This window comes from Dokdonella sp. (assembly GCF_039926425.1).
Taxonomy (GTDB): domain Bacteria; phylum Pseudomonadota; class Gammaproteobacteria; order Xanthomonadales; family Rhodanobacteraceae; genus Dokdonella_A.
Window position 1 is genome coordinate 1 of record NZ_JBDSWZ010000184.1, and the last position, 24,688, is coordinate 24,688.

Annotated in this window: 15 protein-coding genes and 1 tRNA gene; 11 read left to right on the forward strand and 5 right to left on the reverse strand. The window is 63.8% G+C overall.

Translation table 11 applies throughout. From position 1 onward, the window contains the following. The first annotated feature begins 153 nt into the window (after positions 1–153). From ABIV12_RS10915 to ABIV12_RS10925, 3 genes are all read left to right on the forward strand, one after another. Positions 154–1,254 (forward strand): homoserine O-acetyltransferase, encoded by a 1,101-nt coding sequence (locus ABIV12_RS10915; protein WP_348059151.1) that lies wholly within the window; start codon positions 154–156, stop codon positions 1,252–1,254. 78 nt (positions 1,255–1,332) lie between these two features. Further along, complete coding sequence (locus ABIV12_RS10920) at positions 1,333–1,911, forward strand: cysteine dioxygenase family protein (protein WP_348059153.1); 579 nt, start codon at positions 1,333–1,335, stop codon at positions 1,909–1,911. 247 nt (positions 1,912–2,158) lie between these two features. Continuing rightward, positions 2,159–2,245: transfer RNA gene (locus ABIV12_RS10925), tRNA-Leu, on the forward strand. A gap of 73 nt (positions 2,246–2,318) precedes the next feature. Here ABIV12_RS10925 and ABIV12_RS10930 read toward each other — a convergent pair. Then, positions 2,319–2,777 carry an NUDIX hydrolase gene (locus ABIV12_RS10930; protein WP_348059176.1) on the reverse strand — a complete coding sequence of 153 codons (459 nt, stop codon included), beginning with the start codon at positions 2,775–2,777 and terminating at the stop codon, positions 2,319–2,321. A 279-nt stretch (positions 2,778–3,056) separates the two neighbouring features. On the opposite strand from ABIV12_RS10930, the gene ABIV12_RS10935 reads away from it, so the two are divergent. From ABIV12_RS10935 to ABIV12_RS10945, 3 genes are all read left to right on the forward strand, one after another. Then, entirely contained in the window at positions 3,057–4,565 is a 1,509-nt protein-coding gene (locus ABIV12_RS10935; protein ID WP_348059155.1) for an amino acid permease, read from the forward strand. Between the two features lie 88 nt (positions 4,566–4,653). Then, on the forward strand, positions 4,654–6,090 hold the full coding sequence (locus ABIV12_RS10940) for an amino acid permease (protein ID WP_348059157.1): 1,437 nt from the start codon (positions 4,654–4,656) through the stop codon (positions 6,088–6,090). Between the two features lie 168 nt (positions 6,091–6,258). Beyond that, entirely contained in the window at positions 6,259–14,877 is an 8,619-nt protein-coding gene (locus tag ABIV12_RS10945) for a glucoamylase family protein (protein WP_348059159.1), read from the forward strand. Between the two features lie 59 nt (positions 14,878–14,936). On the opposite strand, the gene ABIV12_RS10950 is transcribed toward ABIV12_RS10945, so the two are convergent. The 3 genes from ABIV12_RS10950 to ABIV12_RS10960 all read right to left on the reverse strand — a co-directional run bounded on the left by ABIV12_RS10950 (position 14,937) and on the right by ABIV12_RS10960 (position 18,496). Continuing rightward, positions 14,937–16,343, reverse strand: coding sequence for a hypothetical protein (locus ABIV12_RS10950; protein WP_348059161.1), 1,407 nt, complete (start codon positions 16,341–16,343; stop codon positions 14,937–14,939). 164 nt (positions 16,344–16,507) lie between these two features. Next, entirely contained in the window at positions 16,508–17,947 is a 1,440-nt protein-coding gene (gene rmuC / locus ABIV12_RS10955) for a DNA recombination protein RmuC (protein ID WP_348059163.1), read from the reverse strand. A 210-nt stretch (positions 17,948–18,157) separates the two neighbouring features. Beyond that, entirely contained in the window at positions 18,158–18,496 is a 339-nt protein-coding gene (locus ABIV12_RS10960) for a high-potential iron-sulfur protein (protein WP_348059165.1), read from the reverse strand. Between the two features lie 240 nt (positions 18,497–18,736). Here ABIV12_RS10960 and ABIV12_RS10965 point away from each other — a divergent pair, with 240 nt between their 5' ends. The 5 genes from ABIV12_RS10965 to ABIV12_RS10985 all read left to right on the forward strand — a co-directional run bounded on the left by ABIV12_RS10965 (position 18,737) and on the right by ABIV12_RS10985 (position 22,909). Next, positions 18,737–19,381 carry a methylthioribulose 1-phosphate dehydratase gene (locus ABIV12_RS10965; protein WP_348059181.1) on the forward strand — a complete coding sequence of 215 codons (645 nt, stop codon included), beginning with the start codon at positions 18,737–18,739 and terminating at the stop codon, positions 19,379–19,381. A 2-nt stretch (positions 19,382–19,383) separates the two neighbouring features. Next, complete coding sequence (locus ABIV12_RS10970; protein ID WP_348059167.1) at positions 19,384–19,947, forward strand: acireductone dioxygenase; 564 nt, start codon at positions 19,384–19,386, stop codon at positions 19,945–19,947. Between the two features lies 1 nt (position 19,948). Further along, positions 19,949–20,395, forward strand: a complete 447-nt coding sequence (locus ABIV12_RS10975) for a PH domain-containing protein (RefSeq protein ID WP_348059169.1) — start codon at positions 19,949–19,951, stop codon at positions 20,393–20,395. Between the two features lie 112 nt (positions 20,396–20,507). Next, positions 20,508–21,191 carry an acireductone synthase gene (mtnC, locus tag ABIV12_RS10980; protein WP_348059171.1) on the forward strand — a complete coding sequence of 228 codons (684 nt, stop codon included), beginning with the start codon at positions 20,508–20,510 and terminating at the stop codon, positions 21,189–21,191. A 215-nt stretch (positions 21,192–21,406) separates the two neighbouring features. After that, positions 21,407–22,909 (forward strand): C13 family peptidase, encoded by a 1,503-nt coding sequence (locus ABIV12_RS10985; RefSeq protein WP_348059173.1) that lies wholly within the window; start codon positions 21,407–21,409, stop codon positions 22,907–22,909. Positions 22,910–22,913: 4 nt separating this feature from the next. Here the strand turns inward: ABIV12_RS10985 and ABIV12_RS10990 are convergent, their stop codons facing one another. Further along, a complete protein-coding gene (locus ABIV12_RS10990; protein ID WP_348059175.1) occupies positions 22,914–24,581 on the reverse strand; it encodes a hypothetical protein in 1,668 nt (555 codons plus the stop codon). Positions 24,582–24,688 lie beyond the last annotated feature (107 nt).

The window sequence follows — 24,688 nt, forward strand, 5'->3', positions numbered from 1 at the left end:
TCAGCGTCGATCGTTACGCCATCGAACGAGCGTTTTTGTGTTGTTAGTGCCCTTCGTGTTTCATTCTCCGGCGTTTCAATTTCGGCCCGCCAACTTGGCGGCACGCATCCGGCCCGTTACATTGCGCCTCCGCATTGCATTCGCCCCGCCCGCATGTCCGACGCCCGCCTGTGGTTCACGCTGTCCTCGCCGTTCGCCATGAAGCGCGGGGGTGTACTGACGGGTGCGCGACTGGCCTACGAAACCTGGGGCACGCTTGGCGCGCACCGCGACAACGCCATTCTAATCCTCACCGGGCTGTCTCCAAGCGCGCATGCGGCATCAAACGCTGCCGACCCGTCGCCAGGCTGGTGGGAAGACATGATCGGACCCGGCAGATACATCGACACCGACCGCTGGTTCGTCATCTGCGTGAACACGCTCGGAAGCTGCAAGGGATCCACCGGCCCAGCCGACATTGATCCATCGACGGGCGACGCGTATCGACTTGATTTTCCGGAACTGACGCTTGAAGACGCCGCAAATGCCAGCCACGAACTGGTGCGCAGCCTCGGCATCGAATCGCTTGCCTGCCTGATCGGAAATTCGATGGGCGGAATGACCGCACTCGCCTACCTCGTGCTGCATCCGGGCAGTGCGCGTACGCACATCAGCATCTCCACCGCTCCGCAGGCACAGCCGTTTGCCATCGCGATCCGCTCACTCCAGCGCGAAGCGATCCGTCTCGATCCGAACTGGAACAACGGTTCCTACGACGACGAGCGGTATCCGGAAGCGGGCATGTCGATCGCGCGCAAGCTCGGCGTGATCACGTATCGCTCCGCGATGGAATGGGTCGGTCGGTTCGCGCGCATCCGGCTCGATTCGGAACAGCGGGAAGAAGAGCCGTTCGCGGTCGAGTTCCAGGTCGAGTCGTATCTGGCCGCGCACGCGAGGCGCTTTGTGCGCAGCTTCGATCCAAACAGTTACCTCTATCTCTCGCGCGCAAGCGACTGGTTCGATATTTCCGAGCACGGCTCCGGAAGTGTTGCCAAGGCATTGGCCCGCATTGTGGTGGAGCGAGCGCTGGTGATCGGCGTCGAAACCGACATCCTGTTTCCGCTGCCGCAGCAGGAGCAGATCGCGCAAGGCCTCGAAGCGGCCGGTGCGGAGGTCGAATTCGTTGCACTGGACAGTCCGCAGGGCCACGACGCGTTCCTCGTCGACATCCCGCGGTTCGGGGCGGCCATCGCACGGTTTCTGGGCAAGCGTTAGAATCAGGCGATCCCGGACTCCGGTCCCCGTCGTCGTTGACCGCCGTCCCGCGAACGACGCCCATCAAGGACCCCACTGATGCTTTCGCTCGATTTTCCCGGCGCACGCCAACTGATCGATGCCGTTGACGCCGCGGTCATGCTGCCGGATGAGGCAAAGACGACCGACGCGTTGCGCAATGCGCTATGCAAGCTGATCCGCGATCCGGACGTGTGTCTGCCATCGTGCGTGTTCGAGAATGTCGAGGATCACTACGCGCGCCGCGAGCTCTATCGCAGCGAAAAACACGGCTACAGCGTCGTCGCGATGACGTGGGGACCGCAGCAAGGCACGCCGATCCATGATCACGCTGGCCATTGGTGCGTGGAAGGCGTGTGGCAGGGCTTTCTTGAAATCACCCCGTACGAATTGCTGGAAACGAAGGACGGTCGCTTCCGCTTCGAGCCACGTGGCACGATGAACGCCGGCACCGGATCGGCGGGAAGCCTGATTCCCCCGCACGAGTACCACACGATCCTCAATCCCAGCGACGACGCAAACGCGGTGTCGCTGCACATCTATCGCCGCCCGCTCGACTCGTGCTCGAAGTTCTACCCGACCGAAGCAGGCTGGTATGAGTGTAGTGAAATCGCGATGGCGCTTGACGACGTCGGCTGACCAGAGGTTGCCATCCGTTCTTGACGCTGCATCGCAGGAGCGGCTTCAGCCGCGATGCCCTGCCGCAAATGAGATGCTGACGAAAGCACTGCGGCTGAAGCCAGTCCGACAGAATTTCCGGTGATCCCCTGCGAAGCGTCGCGGCTGAAGCCGCTCCCATGTATCGCCGGCGACTCCGCTTCTACAGAATTGCCGACGATTCCCTTATACTCCGCGGCCCCGAGCGACTGCAGGTCGCCGGAGTGCCGCCGAAGTGGCGGAATCGGTAGACGCAGCGGACTCAAAATCCGCCGCCCTTAAAAGCGTGTGGGTTCGAGTCCCACCTTCGGCACCAATCAAGCCCGCCTCGTGCGGGTTTTTTTGTGCTTCCGATACGCGCCCGTGGGAGCGGCTTCCGCCGCGATGCGTTACCAGCAGCCTCGCAAACACCATTTGCGCGCCATTCGCTGCAATGACGCATCGACGTCGGTGCCGACCGCGAGCTCCCCGATGTCGCGCCACGCCAGCGCATGGGATTCGCCGCTGACCGAAAAATGCTCCGAGCCGGTTGCCCGCACGACGTAGCGGACGTCGTAGTGCCAGTGTTCGGGCTCGTCGCCACGTGCCGGAATCGCATGGCGATCCAGGTCGAAGAGGGCAGCATTCACAACCAGATCGGTCAAGCCGGACTCCTCTTCCGCTTCGCGCAGCGCGACACGGGCCAGATTCGTGTCGCCATCCGCGTGACCGCCGAGCTGCAACCAGCGACCGAGTTTGCGGTGGTGCGTCAGCAGCACGTGTCGTCCATCGGCGCTGACCAGCCACGCGGAGCCGGTGAGATGGCCTGCTTTGCGCTCGCGTGAGGCGGCATCCGGACACGCCGCCATGAACGACGCAAACAACGCGACGGTTGGCGATTCGTCCGGACAGGTGGCTTCATACCCGGTGAGCGATGCCAGCCAGCTGGATTGATGCGGCTGCAGCGGGCGATGCAGTGTCGAGTCGACGTTCATTGCGTCTGCGCTTGCCGGTCCGGCGGGGGTCGCGTATTTTACGGGGTGCCATGCCGCCTGTGCCTTCCGGCATGTGAATGCTTCGATGGCAGCGACGTCCCGCGACGCCGTGCCGAAAGCGACGATCCGCGACAGTCTTCCAAAGGGGATACGATGATTTTCTGGCGAGTCAAACCGCTTGATCAGATTCTTGCGACAGCGGAAAGGAAATCCCTGAAACGCCAGTTGGGTCCCGTCCAGCTCACCTTGCTCGGCATCGGCGCGGTCATCGGCACCGGCATCTTCGTGCTCACCGCCGAAGCGGGTCAGAAAGCCGGTCCGTCGATGATGATCGCCTTCGTCATCGCAGCGATCGTCTGCGGCCTGGCCGCCCTTGCGTACGCCGAACTCGCCTCGATGCTGCCGGTGTCCGGGTCGGCCTACACCTATACCTACGGCGTCCTCGGCGAAATGCTCGCGTGGATCGTCGGATGGGCACTGGTGCTCGAATATGCGGTCGGCGCGGCGGTGGTGTCGGTCGGCTGGTCCGGTTACATGAACGGCCTGCTCGCGCACACGGACCTGTTCGGTCTGGTCGCGCCGGGTGGACTCGCGTTGCCGGCTTACCTGCGCACGGGTTACTACAACGGCGGCGGCTTCAACGTGCTCGCGTTCGGGATCTCCCTCGCGGTGACGTACCTGCTGGTGATCGGCACCTCGAAGAGTGCGCGCGTCAATGCAGTGCTGGTCACGATCAAGATTATCGCGTTGACCATGTTCGTGTGCATCGCGGTGCCCGCAGTGAAGCACGCGAATTTCGAGCCGTTCCTGCCGGGTGGATGGGGCAGTCCGATGGGAGGCGTCGGTGTGCTCGGTGCCGCCGCGTCGATCTTCTTCGCCTATGTCGGCTTCGATGCGGTCTCGACCGCAGCCGAGGAAACAAAGAATCCCAATCGCAACATCCCGATCGGGCTGATCGGATCGCTGGTGGTCTGCACCATTTTCTATCTGCTCGTTGGCTACGGCGCTGCCGGTTCGGTGGGTGCACAGCCGATTCTCGGTCCGAATGGCATGCCGCTGGATCCCGGCAGCCCGGAAATGGCCGCTGCGTGCGCGCAGTCACAGGCGCTGGTCTGCAGCAAGGAGCCGCTTGCCCATGTGCTGCGACTCCTCGGACATCCCGCGCTCGGCAACTGGATCGGCATCGCGGCGATCCTCGCGCTGCCGTCGGTGATTTTGATGATGATGTTTGGTCAGACACGCATTTTCTTCACCATGTCGCGTGACGGCCTGCTGCCTGAAATGCTGTCGCGCATCCATCCACGATTCCATACCCCGCATGTGATCACCGTGATCACGGGCGTGGTCGTATCCATCTGTGCGGCATTGTTCCCGGTCGGCAAACTGGCCGACACCTCCAATTCCGGAACGCTACTGGCGTTCGCGATGGTGTCGATCGGCGTTCTGATTCTGCGCAGGCAACAGCCCAACCGGGTCCGACCGTTCCGCACACCTGCGGCATGGATCGTCTGCCCGCTCGCAGTGATCGGTTGCCTGCTGCTGTTCGTCAATCTGAGCCTGACGGCCAAGGTGGTGTTCGTCGTGTGGGCCGGCCTCGGGCTGATTCTCTACTCGCAATACGGCTACAAGCGCAGCCAGCTGGCGCCGGGCAACAGCGTCTGAGACCTGCGGCTGTCTGAGCCACTCACCGCAAAGGCCGGCATCGCGCCGGCCTTTGTGCGACCCGCGAACGCTTTCCGGTGACGCCACCATGCTTGCGCAACTCCTCGCCCGCAAAACAGATTTCTCCGAGTACGACAATGGCGACGGCCCCGCGCTGAAACGCACACTGGGTCCGTGGGGTCTGACCGCGCTCGGCATCGGCGCAGTGATCGGCGGCGGCATCTTCGTGATCACCGGACAAGCCGCGGCAGAACACGCGGGGCCGGCGATCATCCTCGCGTTCGTCATCGCGGCGCTCTGCTGCAGTTTCACCGCTCTGTGCTACGCGGAATTCGCCACACTGATCCCGATGTCGGGCAGTTCGTATTCGTATGCGTACGCAACGCTCGGCGAGGGCGTCGCCTGGTTCATCGGCTGGAACATGGTGCTCGAATACGGCGTGTCGGCGTCCGCGGTCGCGGTGAGCTGGACCGGTTATTTCACCAGCCTGCTTGATCACATGGGAATCCACCTGCCCGCAGTGCTGACCAATGCGCCACTGGCCTACACCGACGGCCATCTCGTCTCGACCGGCGCGCTGATCAATCTTCCGGCAGTCTGCATCGTGTTGGCACTCACCTGGTTGTGCTACATCGGCATCCGCGAATCGAGCCGCGCGAACGTTGGGATGGTGATCCTCAAGGTCAGCCTGATCGTCATCGTCATCGTCGCCGGATGGCGCTACGTCGACACGGATCTGTGGCATCCGTTCATTCCGCCAAACGAAGGGCCGGAGAAATTCGGCTGGTCCGGCATCATGCGCGCGGCAACGCTGGTGTTCTTCTCGTACATCGGGTTCGAGGCCACCTCCACCGCAGCGCAGGAAGCGAAGAATCCACAGCGCGACCTGCCGATCGGCACCCTCGCCTCGCTGGCGATCTGCACCATCCTCTACATCGGCATGGCCGCGGTTCTGACCGGGTTGCTGCCGTTCGCACAGCTGGGCACCGCCGAGCCGGTCGTCACTGCCGTGAAGGCCCATGCGGAGCTCGGCTGGTTGCGCTGGCTGGTCGAAATCGGTGCGCTGATCGGACTGTCGTCGGTCGTGCTGGTGATGCTGATCGCGCAGCCGCGCATCTTCATGATCATGGGTCGCGACGGCCTGCTGCCGCCGGTATTCGCGAAGATCCACCCGAAATACTGCACGCCGCACATCAATACGGTGATCACCGGCGTCGGCATTGCGGCGCTGGCAGCGGTATTCCCGCTGGACGTGCTCGGAGATCTCGTTTCGATGGGTACGCTGATCGCGTTCGTCGCGGTGTGTGCCGGCGTGCTGATCCTGCGCAAGACGCAGCCCGATCTTCCGCGAACCTTTCGCGTCCCGTTTGCACCGTTCACCTGCGTCATCGGGGTGCTCAGCTGTCTCACTTTGTTGTACTGGGAAAACTGGTACCAGTGGCTCATGCTCGGCATCTGGACCGTCATCGGCATGGCGATCTACTTCGGGTACGGGCGCCGCCACAGCAAATTGCACAACGGCTAGCGTGGCGCTGCAATCATCGCGCCGGTTCGACACTTTGTACCCTGTTCATGTCCAGATGATATTTTGGACAGGTTCACGGCACCGGCGCGATGACCCTGCGCCCATGTGATGAATGGCTCTGACGCCGAACCGCCCGCTGCCCCGTCGCAGCACCATGCAGGAGTTGTGATGTCGGCGCCCAGTCGATGGTTTGGATTCTGGCTGCGCCGATCGACGCGTGGCCGCACGACCGACGAAAATTCCACCGAGGGCGACGCGCCGCTACGCGCCGAGCTGCTCAGTGCCGAGCAGATGGAGGAACACGGGCGTGCGCTGGCGACGAAGCACCGTGTGGTGATCAGCGAACGGCCCGACAACAATCTCCTGATGCGCCTCGACGACAACGAGGCGGTTCTGCGCAGCAGTTGCACGCTTCTCGCCGAGGCGATCAAGGCCGGTCACCGGATCAGCCCGGCAGGCGAATGGTTGCTCGACAATCTCTACCTGGTCGACGAGCAGGTCCGCACTGCACGCAGGCATTTCCCCGAACGCTACAGCTGGGAACTTCCGCGGCTCGATCGCGGTGCGTCCGCAGGGTTGCCGCGTGTCTACGACATTGCGCTGAATGCGATTTCGCACGGCGACGGGCGGGTCGACGAGGACACCTTCAGCCGCTTCGTCCATGCGTATCAGGAAGTCGTCCCTCTGACTCTCGGCGAACTGTGGGCCATTCCGATCATGCTGCGGCTCGCACTGATCGAAAACCTTCGGCGTGCGGCATTCCGCGTGCGCAGCGACCGTCGCTATCGCAATCTCGCCGGCCGCTGGGCCGACGACATGATCGGCATCGTCGAAGCCGATCCGAAGAGCCTGATTCTGGTCGTCTCGGACATGGCCCGCTCGGAACCGCCGATGCGAGGCGCGTTCGTCGCCGAGCTGGTTCGTCGCCTGCAAGGACACAGCGCTGCACTCGCATTGCCAACGACCTGGATGGAGCAGCGTCTGCAGGAAGCAGGCATGACGATCGAGCAGCTGGTGCATGCGACCAACCAGGAGGAAGCCGCAGATCAGGTGTCGATCAGCAACAGCATCGGCAGCCTGCGCCTGCTTGAAGCGACGGATTGGCGCGAATTCGTAGAAACGGCGAGTCACGTTGAAAAAATTCTCTCTGGCGATCCGGCCGGAATCTATCCGAACATGGATTTTTCGTCGCGCGACCAGTATCGCCACGCGGTGGAAAAGCTTGCCAAGCGCACGCGCAAATCCGAACTCGAAATCGCACACACCGTCGTCACGCTCGCGCAGGACGCCAGCGCCGAAGGTGAGGCCGCAGCAGTCTCCGGGCACATCGGCTACTACCTGATCGACGAGGGACGTGCGCTTCTGGGCGAGCGCTGCGGAGCGCAGCGTCGCTTGCACACTCTCGACACGTCCGGCGTTTCGTTTCCGCTGTATTTCGTGACCCTCCTGACCGTCGGCCTTGCGCTGTCGTGGTCGCCGTTGATGGGACTGGCGCGCTCGGACAACCCGATATGGCTGTCGATCGTCGCCGGCGCGTGCGCGATCGTCGCGTTGAGCCAGCTGGCCGTGTCGCTGGTCAATCAGTTTGCAGGGCAGTTCACGACACCACACCGTCTCGCGCGCATGGATTATCGCGACGGCGTCGCGCCCGAGGCACGCACGCTCGTGGTGGTCCCCACCCTGCTCGGTAGCGAAGCGGCGGCCGCAACGCTCGTCGACGAACTGGAGATCCGCTTTCTCGCCAATCACGATCCGGCAATCCTCTACGCTCTACTCACCGATTTCACCGATTGGAGTGCCGAAACCCGGGACTCGGACGCTTGCATCCTCGAGGTGGCCAGCACCGGGATTGCACGACTCAACGCGCGCTACGCCACCGACGCTGGCGACATCTTCTTCCTGCTGCAGCGTCCGCGTCGCTGGAGTGAAAGCGAACGCAGCTGGATCGGTTTCGAACGCAAGCGCGGCAAGCTCGGCGAACTCAACGCGTTGCTGCGCGGCCACGGACTCGACCGGTTTTCGCACATCGTCGGCGACGTGACCCGATTGCGCGACACGCGCTACGTGATCACCCTTGATACCGACACGCAGTTGCCGCGAAACGCCGCGCGCGAGCTGATTGCGACGATGGAGCATCCACTCAACCGGCCGCGCGTCGACGCCACGCTGCGCCGCGTCGTGTCGGGCTACGGAATTCTGCAACCGCGCATCGGCACCAGCTTCACCGCCGACTCCACGTCGCGCTATGCGGCACTGTTCGGCGGCGATCCGGGGCTCGATCCGTACACTCGCGCCGTGTCTGACACCTATCAGGACCTGTTCGGCGAAGGCTCGTTCATCGGCAAGGGAATCTACGACGTCGACACGTTCGAGCAGGTGATGGCCGCGCGGTTTCCGGACAACCGCATCCTCAGCCACGATCTCCTCGAAGGCTGCTATGCGCGATCCGGGCTGGTCACCGACGTTGAGCTTTACGAACGCTACCCCGACTCCTATCGCCTCGACGCCAGCCGGCGTCGTCGCTGGATGCGCGGCGACTGGCAGATTGCGGAATGGTTGTTTCCTGCTGTTCCAACGGCCGATGGGCAGCGCGAACGCAATCCACTGAGTGGCCTGTCGCTGTGGAAAATCTTCGACAATCTGCGTCGCAGTCTGTCGACGCCGGCAGCGCTCGCACTGCTGCTGCTTGGATGGACCGTGCTCGGGCATCCGCTGTACTGGACGCTGCTCGTGGCGGCTGTCCTGTTGCTTCCGACCCTGATCGACATTGCGCTTTCGCTCGTACGCAAGGCATCGGATGTCGCCATCGGCCGTCATCTCCTGCTCACGATGGGCGACGCCGCGCGCCGGTTTGCGCAACAGGCGTTCACGATTTCCAGCATGCCGTACGAAAGCTGGCTCGCCCTCGACGCGATCGTGCGTACCGGCTGGCGCGTGCATGTTTCGCGTCGCCGGCTTCTGCAGTGGGTGGCGTCGCACGCCGCCGCAGGCGAGCGCGGTGCATTGCTCGCACCGACCCCGTGGATCGCACCCCTGCTGGCGATCGGCGCGGGCCTGTTGCTGCTGCGCCTCTCCCCGACCCTCGCGTTTCCCATCGCATTGCCCTGGTTGGCGCTGTGGCTGGTTGCGCCGTTGATCGAGAGATGGCTGTCGCGCTCCACCAACGCCGTCGATGACCGACTCGATGCAACGCAACAGCAGCTGCTGCGCAGATCCGCGCGTCGCACGTGGGCGTTCTTCGAACGATTCGTCAGTGCGGACGACCACTACCTTCCGCCCGACAACTTCCAGGAGCAGCCGATTGCGAAGGTCGCGCAGCGCACGTCGCCGACCAACATCGGCCTCAGCCTGCTGGCGAACCTCAGCGCCTGGGATCTCGGCTACATCGGACTGCAGCGACTGATCGAACGCACCTCACTGACGTTCGATACGCTGCACAAGCTCGAGCGCCATCGCGGGCATTTCTACAACTGGTACGACACCGCATCGCTGCAGCCGCTGCTTCCGCACTACGTCTCGACGGTCGACAGCGGCAACCTTGTGGGCCATCTTCAGACGCTGCGCCAGGGACTGCTGCAGCTCGCCGACGCGCCGGTGATCCGCGCGCGGCTGTTTGCCGGGCTCGCCGATACGTTCGAATTGCTCGACGAGGCCGCCGGCGACAGTGGTCGCTCCGCGCTCGTCTCGCTGCGCGCAGCGTTGACCAATGCCGAAGGCGAATCCGCGGCAACCGTCGCAACGATTCGCACGCAGTTGCAGGCGATCTGTGCACTCGCCGAGCCGATCGCCGCCGATCCGTCGTGGCCGGTCGATTCTGCGGCGAGCGAGGCGGCGCAGACGCTCGCGCACGAATGTCGCGATGCCCTCGACGACTTCGATTCCTGGTTGCCGGCCGGTGGCGGCTTCGAGGACGCACGCGTGCCGACGCTTGCGCAACTTGCACGGATCACAGCGGACACGCGCGAGACGGTGGTTGCATCGGCCGAATCTGCCAACACCGTGCACTTGGCCGAACCGACTGCGCGCGCGCGCGCCGCGTTGCAATCGATCGAACGCCTGGCTCTCGACTGCGACGAGTTCGCACGTCTCGACTACGGATTTCTGTTCGATTCAAAGCGACATCTGTTCGTGATCGGCTACAACGTCAGCGAAGCACGCCGCGACGCAGGTTGTTACGACCTCCTTGCATCCGAGGTGCGTCTTGGTGTCTTCGCCGCCATCGCCTATGGCCAGATTCCGCAGGACAGCTGGTTCGCACTCGGTCGACTGCTGACCGCGCACGAAGGCCCGCCGACGCTGCTGTCGTGGAGCGGGTCGATGTTCGAGTACCTGATGCCGCTGCTGATCATGCCCGCATTCCCCGGGTCGCTGATCGCGCAAACCTGCGACGCGGCAGTGGTGCGCCAGATCGCATACGGTCGCGCCCGCGACGTTCCATGGGGCATTTCAGAATCCGGTTACAACCTCACCGATGCCGCGCAGAATTATCAGTACCGCGCATTCGGAGTTCCCGGCCTCGGCCTGCAACGCGGCTTGTCCCAGGAGCTGGTGATTGCACCGTACGCAACCGCACTTGCATTGACCGTTCGACCACGCGCTGCGGCAGACAATCTTGCTGCAATGGCCGCGCGCGGATGGCTGACATCGCTCGGATTCTACGAAGCCATCGACTACACGCCGACGCGCCAGTCGCCTGGCGAAACGCACAGCATCGTCCGTTCGTACATGGCGCACCATCAGGGCATGAGCCTGGTGTCATTCGCGCATGCGTTGCTCGGCCGCACGATGCAGCGGCGTTTCGAAAGCCATCCGCAGTTCCAGTCCTCGCTGCTGCTGTTGCAGGAGCGCGTTCCGCGTTCGACCGGCGACTGGGCAAGCGATCCGGGCATCGTCGACATCCGCAGCATCACCGATCAGCCGCAGGTTCCGCTGCGCGTCTTCCGCCGGGCCGACACGCGGCGCCCGGCCATGCAGTTGTTGTCCAACGGACGCTATCACGTGATGGTGACGGCCGCTGGCAGCGGTTACAGCCGCTGGGGCGATGTCGCGATGACGCGCTGGCGTGAAGACGTGACGCGCGATCCGTGGGGCATGTTCGGGTACTTGCGCGACTGCGACAGCGGCAAGGTCTGGTCGACCACATTCCAGCCTGCATTGGCGAAGACCGACAGCTACGAAGCTGTGTTTACCGAGTCGCGCGTGGAGTTCCGGCGACGCAGCGACCTGCTCGACGCGCATACGGAAGTCGTCGTCTCCCCCGAAGACGACATCGAACTGCGTCGCACGCGCATCACCAACCGGTCGCGCGTCGAGCGCACGCTGGAGTTCACCAGCTACGCCGAAGTGGTGCTTGCTCCAGCCGTCAGCGACGACTTGCATCCTGCGTTCAGCAACCTGTTCGTGCAAACGGAACTGGTCAAGGCGCGCGACGCGATCCTGTGCACGCGCCGACCGCGTTCGGACCACGAATCGCAGCCGTGGATGTTCCATCTGGTCGCGCTGCACGACGTCCCCAGCGACGCGATCTCGTTCGAAAGCGACCGCATGCGCTTCATTGGCCGGGGCGGCAGCGGATCCGACGCGCTCGCGATGCGCCAGCCGGGCAGGCTGTCCGATACCGCCGGTTCGGTGCTCGATCCGATCGTCGCGATCCGCCACCGGTTCCGCCTGAAGCCCGAGCAGACCATCTGCATCGACATGGTCACCGGCGTTGCCGATACGCGCGATGCGTGCCTCGCACTCGCCGACAAGTACCACGACCGCCACCTCGCCGATCGCGTGATCGACCTTGCGTGGACCCACAGCCGGGTCGTGCTCGGGCAGATCAACGTCAGCGAAATCGACGCGCAGACCTACGCACGCCTGGCCGAATGCCTGGTGTACGTCGATCCCCTTCGACGTGCGCCGCAAGGGGTCATCGCGAGCAACCGCCGCGGACAGTCCGGCCTGTGGGCGCACGCGATCTCCGGCGACCTGCCCATCGTGCTGCTGCAGGTCGGCGACGCGGCAACGATCGACATCGTGCGCGAACTCGTTCACGCCCACGCCTACTGCCGCCTCAAGGGACTGGCATTCGACCTGGTGATCTGGAACGAGGAAAGCGGAGGTTACCGGCAGAACCTGCACGACGAGATCCACGGCGTGATCGCCGCCAGTGTCGACGCCAACATGGTCGACCGACCGGGCGGGGTGTTCGTGCGCGCGGTCGAACAGATCAATCACGAAGACCGCGTGCTGATGCAATCGGTTGCGCGTGTGGTGCTGTCGGACCAGGACGGCACGCTGATCGAGCAGCTTCGCGCACGCGACGTCGCCGAATCGGTGCCACGCCTCGTTCCCACCCGGACGTTCGAGCGCGGTCTTGTGCAGAACATTGCACTGCCGCCGCGCACTCTGCTGAACGGCATCGGCGGATTTTCGCGCGACAGCCGCGAATACATCATCGCGACCGACAATCTCCAGCGGACGCCGGCGCCGTGGGTCAACGTGATCGCCAATCCGGTGTTCGGCTGCGTCGTGTCCGAGAGCGGTGCCGGGTACACCTGGTTCGAGAACGCGCACGAGTATCGCCTGACGCCGTGGAGCGACGATCCGGTGTGCGATCCCAACACCGAGGCGTTCTACATCCGCGACGAGGAAACCGGCCACTTCTGGTCGCCGACGCCCTCCCCCGCACCGGGCGGAGCGCGCTACCTGTCGCGCCACGGCTTCGGTTACAGCGTGTTCGAAACGATCGAGGACGGCATCGCAAGCGAGCTGCGCATCCACGTGGATCCGGAAGCGCCGGTGAAATTCTTCGCGCTGCGCCTGCGCAACGACTCCGGTCGGACCCGACGCCTTTCCGCAACCGGCTATGTCGAGTGGGTGCTCGGCGACCTGCACGCCAAGACCGCGATGCACATCGTCACCGAGATCGACACCAGCGGGGCGCTGCTCGCACGCAATGCGTACAGCACTGAATTCGGCGACCTCGTTGCGTTCTTCGATGTCGACGATGCGCAACGCACCCTCACTGGCGATCGCACCGAGTTTGTCGGACGCAATTGCAGCATGCGCTCGCCCGCAGCGCTCAAGCGCACGTCGCTCAGCGGTCGCATCGGCGCGGGTCTGGATCCGTGCGGCGCGATCCAGGTGCCGCTCGAGCTCGCCGACGGCGAGACCCGTACGCTGCTGTTCCGGCTCGGTGCGGGACGCGATGCCGAGGACGCCAGTGCGATCATCAGGCGTTTCCGCCGCTCGGGTGCGGCGCGCGTCTCGTATGAAGGAAATGCGGCACGCTGGAACCACCTGCTCGGCGCCGTCGTGGTCGAAACGCCGGATCATGCGCTGAACGCGGTTGCCAACGGCTGGCTGCTGTACCAGGTGATCTCGTGCCGTCTGTGGGGGCGCAGTGGCTTCTACCAGTCCGGCGGCGCGTTCGGATTTCGAGACCAGTTGCAGGACGTGATGTCGCTGGTGCATGCGGCGCCGGAGCTGTTGCGCGCGCAGCTCGTCACCTGTGCGTCACGCCAGTTCCGCGAAGGCGATGTGCAGCACTGGTGGCATCCGCCAGCGGGTCGCGGCGTCCGCACCCAGTGTTCCGACGATTATCTGTGGCTGCCCCTCGCCGCCTGCCGCTACACGCAAACAAGTGGCGACTGGGGAATCCTCAACGAGCGCGCCGAATTCCTCGACGGGCGTCCGCTCAATCCGGGCGAGGAGTCGTACTACGACATGCCGATGCGCTCCACCGAGAGTGCCGACCTCTACCAGCATTGCGTGCGCGCCATCGAGCACGGCCTTCGCATGGGCGAGCACGGACTGCCGCTGATCGGCAGCGGCGACTGGAACGACGGCATGAACAACGTCGGCCGGCAAGGTCGCGGTGAGAGCATCTGGCTGGGATTCTTCCTGTATCACGTGCTGATCGAATTCTCGGAGGTCGCGCGATATCGCGGTGACGGAGAATTCGTGAAACGCTGCCAGAACGAGGCTGCACGCCTGCGCGTCGCGCTCGAGCGCGATGGCTGGGACGGCGAGTGGTATCGGCGTGCGTACTTCGACGATGGCACTCCGCTCGGAACCGCGTCGGCGGATCAGTGCAAGATCGACTCGATCGCTCAGAGCTGGTCGGTGTTGTCCGGCGTCGGTGCGCCGGAGCGCACGAAGCAGGCCCTCGACTCGCTCGACAAGTATCTGGTCAAACCCGATGCGCAACTGATCGAGTTGCTCGAACCGCCGTTCGATCATCCGAAGAACGACCCCGGCTACATCCGCGGCTACGTGCCGGGCGTGCGCGAAAACGGTGGGCAATACACGCACGCCGCCATCTGGGCGATCATGGCATTCGCCGAAGCAGGCCGCGTCGAACGCGCGTGGGAATTGTTCGACATGATCAATCCAGTGCGGCATGGCAGTTCACCGGCCACGGTGCAGACCTACATGGTCGAGCCCTACGTGGCGGCGGCGGATGTGCTGGCCGTGTCGCCGCACGTCGGACGCGGCGGCTGGACCTGGTACACCGGTTCGGCCGGCTGGATGTACCGGTTGATCGTCGAGTCACTGCTCGGAGTCCATCGCGAAGGCAAGGAGCTGGTGCTGCGTCCGCGCATTCCGGCAGCGTGGCCTTCGCTGCGCATCGAGTACCGGTTCGGAGAAGCCAGCTACCGGATCGAGATCCGGCGCGAAGGCACGGAAGAAACGCCACGCGTGTTTCTCGATGGCGACGCGCAGCCGTCAAACCGGATTGGCCTGATGGCGGACGAAGGCACGCACGAGGTCGTCGTGTTGCTGCCGCAGTCTGCGTGAAAAAAAAAGCACCGCCCATCACGGGCGGTGCTGTTGCACATGGCATCAGGCGACAAGGGTCAGGGGAGATCCACGCCGTCCGCGAAGATGCGGTCGAGGCCGAGCTTGGCGACGACGAAGTCGTAGTCGCTCACGCTGATATACGAATACCCCGCGATGTAGATCGCGTCCTTGTCCGCAACGACGGCCGAAGCGAAATCCAGTTGGCCAGTGGTCCCGAAGTCGATAGTGACGCCTCCATCGTTGCCGAATGCGTGGTCCACCAGTCCGTTGCGGGTAAACCGGCGTACATCGATGTCGAGTCCATCGCTTGCCGGCCGCTGGCCGATCGCCACGAAGCTGCCGTCGGGCTGGCGCGAGAGGCGCAGAAAATCGAGGTCGCCGCTGGCCGGCGTTACCGCAGTGAATCCGTTGCCCTCGCCGAATGCCGAGTCAAGAACGCCCTGCGGAAGAACTTTCGCAAGAAATCCACTGTTGACGCCGCCGCTGAGTTCCACATAGCCGCTGACGACGACATCGTCGTCAACCGAGTCGGGAGAACGGACCAGCACCATCGAGTGCACTCCGGTATCGCGGTTCTGGCTGTTGTCGCGGGAAAACGGGAATTCCTTGGTCGGACCGATGTCCTCCTGGATTCCATTCGCGTCGAGCCGGATCATCAGGCCCGCGACTTCCGACCCACCAACGACCACCGTGCTTCCGACCGCGACGATCTTGCCATTGGATGCGATGCCGACTGCCTGCACGTCGTGGCGGGTGAAGACGTTGTTGTTGCGCACGATCGAGATGTTCGACGCCTGGATATTGCCGAACGCGTTGTCGGGCGTGCCGTCCGCGTTGAAGCGTGCGAACGCGGCGTAGCGGTCGGTGGGAGTCGCAATACCCGTGGTTCCGGCGAGCACGATCTTGCCGTCGGGCTGGATCGCAATTGCCCTGACGATATCCTGCGTTCCCGGGAAGAACGTCGCGGTGACGCAGCTGTTCGCGACACCCGCAAACTGCTTGTTGAGACCATTGCCTGAGGTCACGAGGCAGGCGACGAAGTCGTAGTCAGTCCCATTCACCACACGGTATCCGGCAACCAGCAGATAGCCTTCACTGGTGAATGCGATACTCGTCGCGTTCGTATCTGGTCCGATCGTCGTCATGAGACCATCGCCGCTGAATTCGGGATCAAGCACACCCGCCGCGTTGAATTTGGCGATGGCCATGCGGTTGTGTCCATCCGTTGCGGTGACTGTGCCGGCAACGTAGAGCGAACCATCCGTGCCCACGATTGCGGCGCTCGCCGTGTCGGCGTGATTTCCACCGAGGTTAAACGCGGCGATGTTCTTGCCGCTGCCAAATAGGCCCCAGCCCGGATAGAAGCCGCCATCTGCGGGCGTTTCAGCCATTGCACGTCCCGCCGCCAGCACGATGCCGACGCCGACAACCATGGCGATCTTGCGAAGTTGATTACTGTCCATTGCGGTAACTCCCGTTGAGAAGATTTCGTTCACGGGGTTACATACGCAGGACACCGGGCGCAGGGATCATCGAATGCGCAACGAATTCCAGGAGCCGCCTCCGCCAGGCGGAAATCGCTTCAAAGGTCGCGCGATTCCAGCATTCCCGGGGGAGACTCCCTGCCTCAACCGACGGCGGAGGGCGCCTCGCCAGCCGACTCATCGCCAGAAATCGCCCCGGCCGAGTTCAGCAACCCGGCAGGGAGACTCTTCTTCACCGGCGCGCCCATCTCGGCGAGGCTCTGCACCTGCAGCAGCACGCTACCCTTTCCGCCTTCGGTCAGGCGACGCATCGCACTGGCATGCGCATTCTTCGCTTTATCGAGCTGGGTGCCGATCGACACCAGTTCATCGACCAGCAGCGCGAAGTTGTCGTGCAGCTGTGCCGCACGGCGGGCAATCTCCATCGCGTTGACGTTGCGCCGTTCAATGCGCCACAGATGCGCAACCGTGCGCAAGGTCGCCAGCAAGGTGCTCGGGCTGACCAGCGAGATGTTCTTGGCGAGTGCGTGCGTATAGAGCCGGTCGTCCGCGCGCACCGCTTCAATGAAGGCCGCCTCGATCGGAATGAACAGCAGCACGAAATCGAGTGTGCGCAAGCCGTCGATGTCGTCGTAGTTGCGCGCCGAGAGCCCGTCGATATGCCGACGCAGCGAGCCGACATGCTCGACCAGCGCACTCGCGCGCGCCGCATCGTCGGCCGCCGAACAGAACCGCTCGTAGGCGACCAGCGACACTTTCGCATCGATGACGATGTCCTTGTCCTCGGGCAGGCGCACGATCACGTCGGGTCTCTGCCGACTGCCTTCCGTATCACTGAAGCTGGCTTGCGTGGTGTATTCGCGCCCTTCCTGCAGACCGGAGGCTTCCAGCACGCGTTCGAGCACGAGTTCACCCCATGCGCCCTGCGAACGCGTATCGCCTTTCAGAGCACGCGTAAGGTTGATGGCGTCTTCGCTGATGCGCTGGTTGAGCTGCTTGAGTGTCTGGATCTCCTGCGCGAGCATCCCGCGTTCGCGCTGGTCGTTGGCGTGCGTCTGGGTGATCGATTCGCGAAATTCCTTGAGCTGAAGCTTCAGAGGATCGATCAGGCCACCGAGCTGCACCGCACTCTGCTCGCGGAAGCGCTCGGCCTTGTCCTCCAGAATGCGGTTGGCAAGATTCTGGAATGCCTCGCGCAGTCGCAGCTCCGCCTGTTCCAGCAAATGAAGCTTTTCCGTCGCGGCCTGCGATTGCGCGGTCGATCCCGCTTCGAGCGCGGCGTGCTGGCGCGTGAGATCGACCAACCGCGCCTGCGCATCGTCGCGACTGCGGCGGGCATCGGCCAGCTCGTGTCCGAGCCTCTCGGCCTGCGCCTGGTGCGCCGCCGCCCGCGAGGAAACCTCGCGAAGCGTGTGCTCCGCCTGACTCCAGTCGCGTTCATACCGCTCGACACGCGCGGCAAATTCGTCAGCACGCGCGGCGGCCGCATCGCGCTGCTCGCCCAGCGACGCCGCCTGCGCATCGCGGCCAGCCGCGCCTGCGGCATGCGCCGAGTCGATCCATCCACGAGAAAGCCAGAACATGAAAAGGACGCCAACGCACAAACCGCCGAAAGTGGCGAGGACGGCGACGAGCGCGGGTGTCAGGATGTCCAAACGCGGATCCGGGTCTGCAGTGGATCGCGATTGTGACAGCGGGCGGTCCCGTTTGCCGAGAGGCCCGTGTCGGGAATCAAACCGTCTTGACGCAAATTCCGGCCCGGCAGGTACCGGACCGGAACACAAACGGGTTGATTACGCCTTCTTGTTGTAGCTCGCGCACCAGCCTTTCGCGTGTACCGCCTTGCCGGGAAAGATCTGGCAGGGGCCATACTCGTCGCCGGCCTTGCCTTGGTAGAACAAACACGAGGCACACGCGGAACCAGGTTTGTAGGTGGGATTGCTCGCGGCGGTCGTCGCGTCTTCGGTATAGCTCAACGCCTTCGCCGTCGCATCGTTCGGATCGACGTGCGGCAGATCCTCTGCATGCGCGAATCGTGGCAGCAGGGACGTGGCAATCGGTGCAGCAACAACGCCGGCGAGTGCCAGCGTGAGGAAACGGCGTCTGGCCTGGCTTTCGGCTGGGTCGGACATGGTCACTCCTGTCATGAAGGTGAACATGGATACGCCTCGCGGCGCGTTCTGGATTCAAGTGCCTGATGGCGACCGGACTATACCGCGGCCACCGTCAAGAGCGCATGTTGCTGCGCAGCTTGCGGCCGCACGGCAACCGAACGGTACCCGACGCCAAATGACCCGCGGATGAAGCGGTCATTGCACCACGCTCCGGTATAGTGTCGCGCAGTTTGGCCATCCATCGTCAGGAGCGGATCCATCAATACCGACGCATCCATCGATCGAAGCGCACTTGCCGAACGGGCGCGCCAGATCGCCGAAGCCGGCCGCGATCTGGGCGCCCGTGACTGGACCCCGGCGACAAGCAGCAATTTCTCCATGCGGCTCGATGCGAGCCACGCGGCGGTCACGATCTCGGGTCGCGACAAGGGCAACCTTGGCATCGACGACATCATGGTGGTCGATCTTGACGGCAACGCGATCGGCACGACGGCGCGTCCGTCCGCGGAGACGGCCTTGCATACGCAGATCTACCGTCGCTTCCCAGCCGCCGGTGCGGTGCTGCACACCCATTCGCGCACGCAGACGGTCGCATCGCGCCTGTTTGCACCCGCAGGTGTCGTGCGATTTGAGGGATGGGAATTGCAGAAGGCGATTTCCGGATTCACCACGCACGACAGCGTGCTCGACGTGCCGGTGTTCGCCAACACGCAGGACATGGCCGTGCTGGTGCGCGAGGTCGATGCATGGATCGACTCGGGGAAATCGTTGCACGGGTACTTGATCGACGGCCACGGCATCTACACATGGGGACGTGACATGCAGGAAACGAAACGCCACCTGGAAGCGTTCGAGTTCCTGCTGGGTTGCGAGCTGGACCTGAAGCGCCTTCGAGGACACTGAACATGAGCCGTTTGCGGATCTACGACAAAGGCATTCCCGACGCGGTTGTCGGTACCTGGACCGATCCCGCTGCAATCTCGCGCGAACTGGGCGCGGTCAACGTGCGGTTCGAGCAATGGGCGGCCACCCAGCCTGTGAAGCCCGGCGCGAGCCAGGACGAGGTGATCGCAGCCTACCGAAGCGACATCGACCGGCTGATGCAGGAGAAAGGCTATCAGGCGGTCGACGTGATCAGCCTGTCGCCCGACCATCCCGATCGCGCGGCGATGCGCAGCAAGTTTCTCAACGAACACACGCATTCGGAAGACGAAGTGCGTTTCTTCGTCGCCGGCGCCGGCCAGTTCACGCTGCACATCGATGGCCGTGTGTACGAGATCCTCTGCGAAAGCGGCGACCTGATCGGCGTGCCGGACCGCACGCGGCACTGGTTCGACATGAGCGAATCGCCCTACTTCATCGCGATCCGCCTGTTCACCAACACCGACGGATGGGTTGCCGAGTTCACCGGCGAGGACATTGCGGAGCGATTCCCGCGGATGATTCCGCACACTTCGGCAACGAGCTGACATGGACTATCTCGACGAATCGCTCGCCGCCGGCGAAAAAATCGTTGCCCGCTTCGCGCTGCACTGGACCGCGAAGTGGCGATTGATCGTATTCCTGCTGCTTGCGATCCCGACGCTCGGCATCGCGCTGCTGCCGGCGATCTACGAATGGATCCGCCTCCGTTCGATCGAACAGGGCGTCACCAACCGCCGGGTTGTGCGCAAGACCGGAATCGTCAGCCGACAGACCCAGGAACTGCATCTCGCGTCGATCGAAACGATCGACCTTCATCAAAGTGCGTGGGGACGCATGTTTGGTTTCGGCGATATCGTGCTGACCGGACGCGGTGAGAGTTCGATGATCTTCACCCGGCTGGATGCGCCGATCGAAGCAAAACGCGCGATCGACGGCGCCTACGCTGCGAATGCCGAGATCGGACACGTTCCGCCGGCGCAGCGCCTTGCGTGACAGGGTGCTCTTCTGGGTCGTGGTGAACCATCGCGGCTGAAGCCGCTCCCACAAATTGACTGCAACGTGTCGCGGTGGAAGCCGCTCCCACAGTGCAGAACGAGGACGATGCGTGATTACCACCATCCTGACCGACATCGAAGGCACCACGAGCTCGATCCGCTTCGTCAAGGACGTGCTGTTTCCCTACGCACGCGAGCGCCTGCCCGCTTTCGTCGTCACGCACACGGACGATGCCGACGTGCAGCACTGGTTGCACGAGGCGGCGAGCGAAGCCGGCCTCGTCTCGGCGACGCAGCAGGAAATCATCGATCTGCTGGTGTCATGGATCGATGCGGATCGCAAATCCACCGCGCTCAAGGCGTTGCAGGGGATGATCTGGCACGACGGATACGCGAGCGGCGAGTACCGCGCCCACGTCTACCCCGAGGTGCCCGAGCGGTTGCGTGCATGGGAGGCGGCTGGCAAACGCCTCTATGTGTATTCGTCAGGATCCGTTGCAGCGCAGAAGCTTCTGTTTGGCAATACCGAAGCGGGTGATCTGTCGTCGGTGTTCTCGGGATATTTCGATACGGAGATGGGCGCCAAGCGCGAGGTGGAGTCATATCGCCGCATTGCTGCGGCGATCGACGAGCCCGCGTCGCGCATCCTGTTCCTGTCGGACATCGTCGAGGAACTCGATGCGGCGAAGGCGGCCGGCATGCAGACGATCTTGCTGGCACGCGAGCCCGACCTGCGCGCCGACGGAGGCGTTCACCGCTGCGTCGCGCGCTTCGACGAAATCGCGGTCGACTGATGACACGCATGTGCCGGCTGTGAATTCGATGTCGTGCGCCGCGTGGTGCTTTCAATGGCGGCTTTCGACTCCTCGTGCGACCGACGTGTCGGCGCACAGGGCCGAGCGCAGACACGATGCGCTTCGTGCCGCTTTCGCGCGGGTCGCAATCGGCCGATAATCAGCACGCCCCGGCCCCACGCGCGGACGAGGCGGCCTCCCTCCGACGGTATCCCGTGAACCCACTCGCTTCGACCCTGCTCGACGGCTTTCGTGCCGTACTCCTGCGCCATCCACGCGGCACAACCCTGACATCCGGCGCCGGCGTGTTTCTCGGACTCGTCGTGCTGTATTTCGCGGTCACGCTGGGCATCACCCTGATCGATACCGAAGCACCATGGCGCTTTGATCCGACCGGCGTGCTCGTGGTCGCGACCGATTCGTTGCTGACCCTGTTCGCCGCGTGGATTCTCATCGTGCTGGCGAAGCGGCGCGGGATTGCATGGGGCGCGAGCGCGCTTCTGCTCGCGGCCACCGTGGTCACGCAAGTGCTGATCCACTGGCCGCTCGCACACGCGGCCACCGCATTGTTCGCCAGCGACCACGTGGCCCTCGCCTATCTGGTTGAACTGGTGTCGTTTGTCTGGTGGTTCCTCGTGCTGCTGGTCATTGCGCACTGGCTGGCACCGCGCAGTCTCGCGCGCGTGCTCGTGGCTGCCGTTCTTGCCTACGCCGTGTCGGCTGCTTCATGGTGGTGGTTGCCACAGCGGCCCATGCTCGACACCGTGGACACCTCCGCCGATGTCGCCACATCTCCGGACGACGATGCGGATTCCAGCGCCGCTGTCGACAAGGTCCCTGCGCAAACGCATGACGACGAATCGGAAGCTCCCGTGACGTTCGATGCCGAAGCCGTGATGTACGACCAACCGGCCTTGCTCGACGCGGCCATCGCGAAGCTGACCCCGCAGACGCCCGGGAAGGTCGACCTGTATGTCGTGGCCTTTGCCGGCGATGCGGAAGAGGACGTGTTCCGCAACGAGAGTGAATACGCGGAACGCCTGTTCAGGCAACGCTACGATGCAACGGGACACGTCATCGTGCTGCAGAACAACGCAGCCACGGTCGCGACCCGACCGCTCGCGACGTGGACCAACCTGCACCGCGCGCTGGAGGCGATCGCGCGCAGAATGGATCCGGGCGAAGACGTCGTGCTGGTGTATCTCACGTCGCATGGTTCGGAAGACCATCAGCTGCTGGTCGATCTCGACCCGTTGCCGCTGAACCAGATTGCACCGGAAGACCTCGCCGATGCGTTGAAGACCAGCCCGTCGATGCGCTGGAAGGTCATCGTGGTGAATGCCTGCTACTCCGGCGGTTTCATCGATGCGCTGCGCGATGATTCGACGATGGTGATGACGTCCGCGCGCGCCGACCGCACGTCGTTCGGCTGCGGATCCGATTCGGACCTCACTTATTTCGGCAAGGCGTTTCTTGTCGATGCACTCAACCGGACCACGTCGCTGCGCGACGCGTTCGATCTGGCGAAGAAGTCCGTCGGGCTGTGGGAAGTCGACGACAAGGAAACCCCTTCGGAACCGCAAATCGCGACATCGCCCAGCATCGAGGCGAAACTCGCCGCGTGGCAGCGCGGCGTGCATCTAGGTGCTTCCGTTCCTTTCCGTCCCGCGCCGAAAACGGATGCCGGCACGGAAACGCGGTCGACCATCGAGCCTTGACTGCCTAGCCGCCCGGATTGGCGCCGCGCAGTGAAAAAACGGTGATCTGCTCGTCCCGGTAGGTCGGCTCACCCAGCCGTTGCCGGACCTTCTCGACACATGCGGGCATGTCCGGTGATGGGCGCTCGATTCCCGGCGGCACCGTCCACGGTCGCATCCGCAGCACCAGATAATCGGCGCCATACGAGGCGCCGTCGAGCACATCGGACAATTGCGCGACGCTGCGAAAACGCACGCCGGTGGCGGTGTACGGATACTCGTCCCAGTCGCCGGTTCCACACACCGGCGAGGCCAGAGCGAATTTCAGTTTCTGGCGGTGAATCGCCTGCAACCACGGATCCGGCGTGAAGTTGGAATTGAAGCTTGCAGGCGTCTCCATCAGCGTGACACTGCCCGGCGGGCGTTTGGCCAACTCGAGAAAGAACGGCGACACCGGGCCGAGCTGAAGCATCGTCGCGTACGGATTCGCGGTCGGATCGAAATCGAACTGGAACGACGCGTCCGCCATGAACTGGTTGGGCCAGTAGAGCATCGCCGGGAACGGGCCCGCGAAATACAGACCCGTCATCGCCGCGATCGTCACGAGAGGAGCGAGGTACGCGACGCGCACGCGCTCGAGAACCCCGACGTACCCTTCCGCGACGAACAGCAGAATGAACGGCAGTGCGACGACGCAGTAACGCACCATCACCGCCTGATGCACGATCCATGCGGGACGTGCCAGTGCGATCACCACCGTTCCAACCAGCATCATGCTGACCAGCAACGTGGTGAAGTCACGGTCCCGACGCGCGAGACGCCGCACGCCGAACACCAGCAGCGCGAACATCACCACACCGACCCACGCCGGCGTGACACCGAACTGCATCAACACGCCGCGATAGAGACTGTCGATCGACACCGAACTGCTGCCGGCCTTTCCGATCATCGCGCCTGCGTCCTTGACGAGAGGCGGCACCAGCGCAGCGGCAAGGCTCGCGAGGGTGGCGAGAGCAAGGAGCGAGAATCGCAACAGCGGTCGCAATGCGTTTTCTCGCGTCGATGGACGCGAGAGATCGCGGATCAGGAACACGCCGTAGTAGGCAAACGGCCACAACGTGAACACCAGCGACAACAAGTGAAGCCAACCTGCGAGAAACGTCGCGACAAGGTAGATTGCAGCGCTCACTCCGCGACGCGAATCGCCCCGCCACCACGCACGGAACGCGAGCACGGCGACGACACCGAGAATCGCCACCAGCGCATAGGGACGCGCGATGCGGCTGAAGTAGATCAGTACCGGCGAGATCGCGAGCAGCGCGACCCAGATGGCGCGCGCGGGCAATGACAGGGTCTGGCGCAGCAACGTCGACGCGGCAATCAGCAGCGCAACGCCGGCAACCAGCGATGGCAGGTGCATTTGCCATTCATTGAGCGCCGCGTGTTCGTAAAGCCAGCGAAAATACAGGGTCAGCGGAATGCAGTAGTCGGCAAACCCGAAGTGCGTCGCGATCGCCGAGGCGTCGGCGCGGATCAGCATCCGCACCGCGTGCCACTCGTCGTCGATCAGCACCTGCGAACGCAACTGGTAGAGGCGAAGCACGATTCCGGCCACGACCGCCGCCACCAGAACGGCCCACCACAGCAAGCTGTCGCGCTCGCGCGCGGACGTGCGCTGCACCTGCCCCGTCAAGGCGACGACGCCGGCATGTCTGGCTCCCTAGCGACCAGTCGATGTGCAGGATCATCTGAAAACAACGGGCTGCGCAGCAGTTTCCATCGCCACAGCCGGTAGATGAG

Excerpts from the sequence above, each read along its gene's own strand:
- ABIV12_RS10970 (WP_348059167.1), top strand. The coding sequence starts at position 19,384 with ATGAGCCGTTTGCGGATCTACGACAAAGGCATTCCCGACGCGGTTGTC.
- ABIV12_RS10975 (WP_348059169.1), top strand. The coding sequence starts at position 19,949 with ATGGACTATCTCGACGAATCGCTCGCCGCCGGCGAAAAAATCGTTGCC.
- rmuC (WP_348059163.1), bottom strand. The coding sequence starts at position 17,947 with ATGTTCTGGCTTTCTCGTGGATGGATCGACTCGGCGCATGCCGCAGGC.
- ABIV12_RS10940 (WP_348059157.1), top strand. The coding sequence starts at position 4,654 with ATGCTTGCGCAACTCCTCGCCCGCAAAACAGATTTCTCCGAGTACGAC.
- ABIV12_RS10935 (WP_348059155.1), top strand. The coding sequence starts at position 3,057 with ATGATTTTCTGGCGAGTCAAACCGCTTGATCAGATTCTTGCGACAGCG.
- ABIV12_RS10915 (WP_348059151.1), top strand. The coding sequence starts at position 154 with ATGTCCGACGCCCGCCTGTGGTTCACGCTGTCCTCGCCGTTCGCCATG.
- ABIV12_RS10945 (WP_348059159.1), top strand. The coding sequence starts at position 6,259 with ATGTCGGCGCCCAGTCGATGGTTTGGATTCTGGCTGCGCCGATCGACG.
- ABIV12_RS10950 (WP_348059161.1), bottom strand. The coding sequence starts at position 16,343 with ATGGACAGTAATCAACTTCGCAAGATCGCCATGGTTGTCGGCGTCGGC.
- ABIV12_RS10960 (WP_348059165.1), bottom strand. The coding sequence starts at position 18,496 with ATGTCCGACCCAGCCGAAAGCCAGGCCAGACGCCGTTTCCTCACGCTG.
- ABIV12_RS10920 (WP_348059153.1), top strand. The coding sequence starts at position 1,333 with ATGCTTTCGCTCGATTTTCCCGGCGCACGCCAACTGATCGATGCCGTT.
- ABIV12_RS10930 (WP_348059176.1), bottom strand. The coding sequence starts at position 2,777 with ATGGCGGCGTGTCCGGATGCCGCCTCACGCGAGCGCAAAGCAGGCCAT.